Here is a 5343-nt window from a genome sequence, read left to right as displayed (position 1 = left end):
GGCCCTCCCCCCCCCCCCCCCCCCCCCCCCCCCCCGGCCCCCCCCCGGGCGGGACGAACATGCTCAAGATCTGTCGGGCGGGGTGAGGCCGGGGGCGGGAAGCAACAGCTTGTCGTCCTGCAGCACCACCTGGCACACCTGACCGCCCTGAGCCTTGCAGGCCTGCACCGCGCGGTGACTGGCCAAGCAGTCGCCCGCCGCCGTGAAGGCCCGCTGCAAGCCGGGGTCCCACACCACGCTGCGCGGATGTGTTTGCGCCGCCTTCTCCTGCGCCAGCCACTGCTGGTAGGCCGCCGCCCACGGCGCGCCGGCCACGGCCTGCGCGGTAGCGTCCGGCCAATGGGCAGGGGGATGCGCTTGAGCCAGGCCGGTGGCCCACATGGCCGCGTTGCAAATGGGCAGCCTGCTCTGCCGGTCCTGGGCGACGATCCAGCAAGCCTCACCGGTGTCTTCGTTGCAGCGCTTGATCAGCTGGTCGGCGGCGGTTTCCAACGGTTCGGTGCCATCGCTTGTCCACGTGACGTGGCGGCCACTCGGGGTCATCGCCACCAGCCTGCGTTGGGCCTTGATGTCGGCCAGTTGTTCGGCAGGCCGTTTGCCCAACAGGGTTTCCAGCACATCGGACTGGCTCATGCCCTCGCGCATCTGGACCGCACGCGCGCGGTTTTTCCAGACGCCGCGCAGCGCGGTGTCGCTCGCCACACCAAAGCGAGCATCACGCAACAGATAGGTCGCCCCAGGCACGGCATACCGGTCGGCGGCGGCCTGCACCAAGGCCTGCAAGGGGGCGGGCGCCAGCGGCATCGGCGCGCGGGTTCTGGCCACGGGGTTGTCCAGGGCCCACTGGACCAAGGCGCCCAGCCCTGCGGGATTGCCGGCCGAGGCCACGAAGCCGTCGAACGTCGCCGGGTCAAAAGCCAGGGTGGCTGGCAGGCGCAGATGGCGCAGGTCCGGCAACATCGCGTAACCGAACACCGACGCCTCCGCCCAGGCGGCCCGGGCCCCGGCGTCGCCTGTGGCGGCAGCGGCCTTCACGTCGGCCACGGTTTGATCGATCGCGTCGTCGCGCTCGTCGCGCATCAAGCGCGTGTCCACCACCGCCGGATCAAAGCTGGGACGTTGCGACTTGATGATTTTCAGATCAGCCTCCCACATGTTGCGGACATGCGAGTGGGCCTGCACATCAAAATTCATCACGCCAAACAGCAGGGCGGCGAACAGGTTGCCCGCCTTGAGGCCGGGCTCGACAACGGTCAGCACATCCAGGTTGCCGAGGTACAGCACTTTGTTGGGCTCAACCACAAATGTCCGCCGTATGTCTTCGGAATTGCGTATGTGCGCTGGCCCTCCCCCGCCTAGAAAAGAGCTCACCACACCCCAGCGGTAGGTGCCTGGCCGAAGCTTGAGCGCCACCACCCGGCCCCAACGCCCGTCCAGGCCGCTGAGTTGTTCATTGAAGTTGAACAGCGGGCGGCCCACGGAGTGCTGATCCAGCTTGACCTGGCCTTCGCCCTCCATGAGTGCAAACGAGACCAAGGCCATCGTGTCGACGCTGGACACACTGAGCGAGAGGATGACCACGCCATCGCCATCGCTGGGCACAGCCAACCTGGACAGCTCCATCTCCGCGGCCCGGGCCCCAGAGGCCCAGGCCATACACCACCACAACACGAGGCCCCATGGCCTGAGAAACGACGTGCCCATCGACTCGAACTCCCTTCTGTGCCCATCGCACGCGTGAGATTCTTGGGGACGAACACCACGGAAAATCCAAACAATGATCAATTTGAACTTGTCGCCGATGGCGGCTGAGGCTGGACGCGGCGGCTATCCGTTGGGGACCGAGCAGACTGGCACCAGGTGCGCTCGTTAAAATACGCGGTTACAGCGGCGTTACCACACGCCGCGCCCCCACTCAACCCTCCAGGAGATTTCCATGGCGCTCGTTTCCATGCGCGAACTGCTTGACCACGCTGCGGCCAATGGTTATGGCATTCCAGCCTTCAACGTCAACAACCTGGAGCAGGTCCAGGCCGTGATGGCCGCCGCCGACGAGGTGGGCGCGCCGGTCATCCTGCAGGCCAGCGCCGGGGCGCGCAAGTACGCGGGCGAGTCCTTCATCAAGCACCTGATCCAGGCCGCCACCGAGGCCTTCCCCCACATCCCGCTGGTGATGCACCAGGACCACGGCACCAGTCCCAAGATCTGCCAGGGCGCGATTTCCCTGGGTTTTGGCTCGGTGATGATGGACGGCTCGCTGCGCGAGGACGGCAAGACCCCGGCCGATTTCGGCTACAACGTGGACGTGACCCGCCAAGTGGTGGAGATGGCGCACAAGGTCGGCGTCACGGTCGAAGGCGAGCTGGGCTGCCTGGGCAACCTGGAAACCGGCGACGCCGGCGAGGAAGACGGCATCGGCGCCGAAGGCAAGCTGGACCACAGCCAGATGCTCACCGACCCGGAGGAAGCCGCCCAGTTCGTGCAGGCCACGCAGCTCGACGCCCTGGCGATTGCCATCGGCACCAGCCACGGCGCCTACAAGTTCAGCCGCCCGCCCACCGGCGACATCCTGGCGATCTCGCGCGTGAAGGAAATCCACAAGCGCATCCCCAACACCCACCTGGTGATGCACGGCTCGTCCTCGGTGCCGCAGGAGTTGCTGGCCATCATCAACCAGTACGGCGGCAAGATGAAGGAAACCTACGGCGTGCCCATCGCCGAGATCCAGGAAGCCATCAAACACGGCGTGCGCAAGATCAACATCGACACCGACATCCGCCTGGCCATGACCGGCGCGGTGCGCAAGTTCCTGGCGGAGAACCCGGACAAGTTCGACGCCCGCGAGTGGCTCAAGCCCGCGCGCGAGGCCGCCAAGGCGGTCTGCAAGCAGCGCTACCTGGAGTTCGGCTGCGAAGGCCAGGGCGCCAAGATCCAGGGCCAGGGCCTGCAGGTCATGGCGGGCAAGTACGCGTCCGGCGCGCTGGCCCAGGTGGTGAACTGAAGACGACCACCTGCCCCGTCTGTGAAGGCCCGCGCACGCGGGCCTTTGTGTCTGTGGGCGGGCGCGACTACCAACGCTGCGATGGCTGCGAGGCCACCTTCCTCGACCCCGCCCAGCGCCCGGACGCCGTGCAGGAGCGGGCCGAATACGAACAGCACCAGAACACGCCGGACGACCCCGGCTACGTCGCCTTCCTGAAGCGCGTGGCCGACCCGCTGCTGGACCGCCTCGCACCCGGCAGCCAGGGCCTGGACTACGGCTGCGGCCCCGGTCCGGTGTTGGCGCAGATGCTGCGCGCCGCCGGCCACGGCGTGACGCTCTACGACCCGTTTTTCCACCCCGACCCCCACGCGCTGGACACCCGCTACGGCTTCATCACCTGCACCGAAGTGATCGAGCACTTTCACGCACCGGCCCACGAATTCATGCGTCTGGACGCTTTGCTCCAGCCCGGCGGCTGGTTGGCGCTGATGACGGGTTTCCAGACCGACGACACGCGTTTTGCCCAATGGCATTACCGGCGCGACCCCACCCACGTGGTGTTCTACCGCGAGGCCACGCTGGCCCACATCGCCCGGCGGCATGGCTGGCGGATGGAGGTGCCGGCACGCAACGTGGCGCTGATGCACAAGCCCGGTGTTGGGGCATAATGCGATCATACACATTCGATGTGTATTGCGATCCGCCACCCCATGAACACCCGCACCAACATCGTTCTCGACGACGAGCTCGTGGCCCAGGCCATGGCACGCGCCGGCGTCAAGACCAAGAAGGCCGCCATCGAGGCGGCCCTCAAGGCCTACGTGCGCAAGCCCGACTACTCCGGCCTGTTGGGCTTGCGCGGCGCGGGCACCCTGGCCGACGACTACGACCCCGACGAAGCCTACCGGCTGCACCCGGTGGAACCTCTGCTGGCCAACGAACCGAAACCGCGCCCAAAAAAACCATGATGGTCGACACCTCGGCCTGGATCGAGTACCTGCGCGCCACCGGCTCCCGCGCCGACCAGCGGGTGCTGCGCGCGCTGCGCGACGGTGACCCCATCGTCGTGCCGGCGGTGGTGCTGCAGGAAGTGCTGCAGGGCGCGCGTTCGCCCACCCACTTCATGCGGCTGCAGCGCGAACTGGAACAGCTGCCCGTGTTCGAACCCGACAACCTGGCCGACCTGCACCGCCACGCGGCCCAGCTCTACGCGCGCTGCCGCTGGCAAGGCCTGACACCACGCAGCCCCAACGACTGCGTGGTGGCCGCCTGCGCCCTGGAGGCCGATCTGCCCCTGCTCGCCCGCGATGCCGACTTCAGCGCCATCGCTTCCATAGAACCTCAACTGAAGCTTCTCTCATGACCACCTCCTCCGCCGTCCACACCTCCGCCATCACCTCCCTGCCCCTGCTGGCCCGCGGCAAGGTGCGCGACAACTACGCCGTCGGCGACGACCGCATCCTGATGGTGGCGTCCGACCGCATCAGCGCCTTCGACGTCATCATGGGCGAGCCGATCCCGGGCAAGGGCGCGCTGCTGACGCAGATGGCGCTGTTCTGGTTCGGCAAGCTGGGCCACATCTGCCCCAACCACCTGACCGGCGAAGCGCCCGAGAGTGTGGTCACGCCGGCCGAGGTGGCCCAGGTCCAGGGCCGCGCCATGCTGGTAAAGCGGCTCAAGCCTATCCCGGTGGAGGCCGTGGTGCGCGGCTACCTGGCCGGCAGTGGCTGGAAGGAATACCAGGACAACCGCCATGTGTGTGGCGTGCCCCTGCCCGAGGGCCTGACCAACGCGGCCAAGCTGCCCGAGCCCATCTATACCCCCGCCGCCAAGGCCGAGGTGGGCGAACACGACGAGAACATCACCTTCGAGAAGACGGTCGAGATGATCGGTCTGGACCTGGCCACCCGCATCCGCGACATCAGCATCGCCATCTACAAGACGGCCAGCGAGATCGCCGCCCAGAAGGGCATCATCATCGCCGACACCAAGTTCGAGTTCGGCCTCGACAAGGACGGCACACTGGTGCTGATGGACGAGGTGCTGACGCCCGATTCCTCGCGCTACTGGCCGGCCGAGGGCTATGCCCAGGCCCTGGCCGAAGGCAAGAACCCGCCCAGCTACGACAAGCAGTTCCTGCGCGACTGGCTGGAACAGGCCACGGTCAACGGCCAACCCTGGGACAAGACGCCGCCCTCGCCGGCCCTGCCGGCCGACGTCATCGCCCAGACCTACGCCAAGTACCAGGAAGCGCTGCAGCGCCTGACGGCCTGAGGGCCATTCCCCGCCCGGCCCTCATCGGAGCGCGACCCGCGACGCATGAAGCGGTCCAGCCGGGGATGCCGTGGGTCCGGCTTTGC

6 protein-coding genes are annotated in these 5343 nt (G+C 67.4%); 5 read left to right on the top strand and 1 reads right to left on the bottom strand.

Going from position 1 to position 5343, the window contains the following annotated elements:
- Positions 1-63: 63 nt before the first annotated feature.
- On the bottom strand, positions 64-1581 hold the full coding sequence (locus tag AAHB17_RS24190) for a hypothetical protein (RefSeq protein WP_342133622.1): 1518 nt from the start codon (positions 1579-1581) through the stop codon (positions 64-66).
- Positions 1582-1936: 355 nt separating this feature from the next.
- Here AAHB17_RS24190 and fba point away from each other — a divergent pair, with 355 nt between their 5' ends.
- The 5 genes from fba to AAHB17_RS24165 are packed head-to-tail and all read left to right on the top strand — an operon-like array spanning position 1937 to position 5257.
- A complete protein-coding gene (gene fba / locus AAHB17_RS24185; RefSeq protein WP_342133621.1) occupies positions 1937-3001 on the top strand; it encodes a class II fructose-bisphosphate aldolase in 1065 nt (354 codons plus the stop codon).
- Between the two features lie 47 nt (positions 3002-3048).
- A complete protein-coding gene (locus AAHB17_RS24180) occupies positions 3049-3651 on the top strand; it encodes a class I SAM-dependent methyltransferase (protein WP_342133620.1) in 603 nt (200 codons plus the stop codon).
- Between the two features lie 42 nt (positions 3652-3693).
- A complete protein-coding gene (locus AAHB17_RS24175) occupies positions 3694-3951 on the top strand; it encodes a type II toxin-antitoxin system VapB family antitoxin (protein ID WP_342133619.1) in 258 nt (85 codons plus the stop codon).
- The gene (gene vapC, locus AAHB17_RS24170) at positions 3948-4346 is read left to right on the top strand and encodes a type II toxin-antitoxin system VapC family toxin (RefSeq protein ID WP_342133618.1); all 399 of its coding nucleotides are present in this window, start codon (positions 3948-3950) and stop codon (positions 4344-4346) included. Before AAHB17_RS24175 ends, vapC begins: the two co-directional genes overlap by 4 nt.
- On the top strand, positions 4343-5257 hold the full coding sequence (locus AAHB17_RS24165; RefSeq protein WP_342133617.1) for a phosphoribosylaminoimidazolesuccinocarboxamide synthase: 915 nt from the start codon (positions 4343-4345) through the stop codon (positions 5255-5257). The genes vapC and AAHB17_RS24165 overlap by 4 nt, the downstream gene beginning before the upstream one ends.
- The last annotated feature ends 86 nt before the right edge of the window (positions 5258-5343 follow it).

This window comes from Hydrogenophaga sp. OTU3427, assembly GCF_038440225.1.
In the GTDB taxonomy this organism is placed as follows: Bacteria; Pseudomonadota; Gammaproteobacteria; order Burkholderiales; family Burkholderiaceae_C; genus Hydrogenophaga.
Note: the sequence above shows the minus strand (reverse complement) of the source record. Positions and strands in the feature narration are given on the sequence as shown.

Bases quoted from the DNA above. Each gene is read 5' to 3' on its own strand.
- AAHB17_RS24175 (WP_342133619.1), top strand. From the start codon at position 3,694: ATGAACACCCGCACCAACATCGTTCTCGACGACGAGCTCGTGGCCCAG.
- vapC (WP_342133618.1), top strand. From the start codon at position 3,948: ATGATGGTCGACACCTCGGCCTGGATCGAGTACCTGCGCGCCACCGGC.
- AAHB17_RS24165 (WP_342133617.1), top strand. From the start codon at position 4,343: ATGACCACCTCCTCCGCCGTCCACACCTCCGCCATCACCTCCCTGCCC.
- fba (WP_342133621.1), top strand. From the start codon at position 1,937: ATGGCGCTCGTTTCCATGCGCGAACTGCTTGACCACGCTGCGGCCAAT.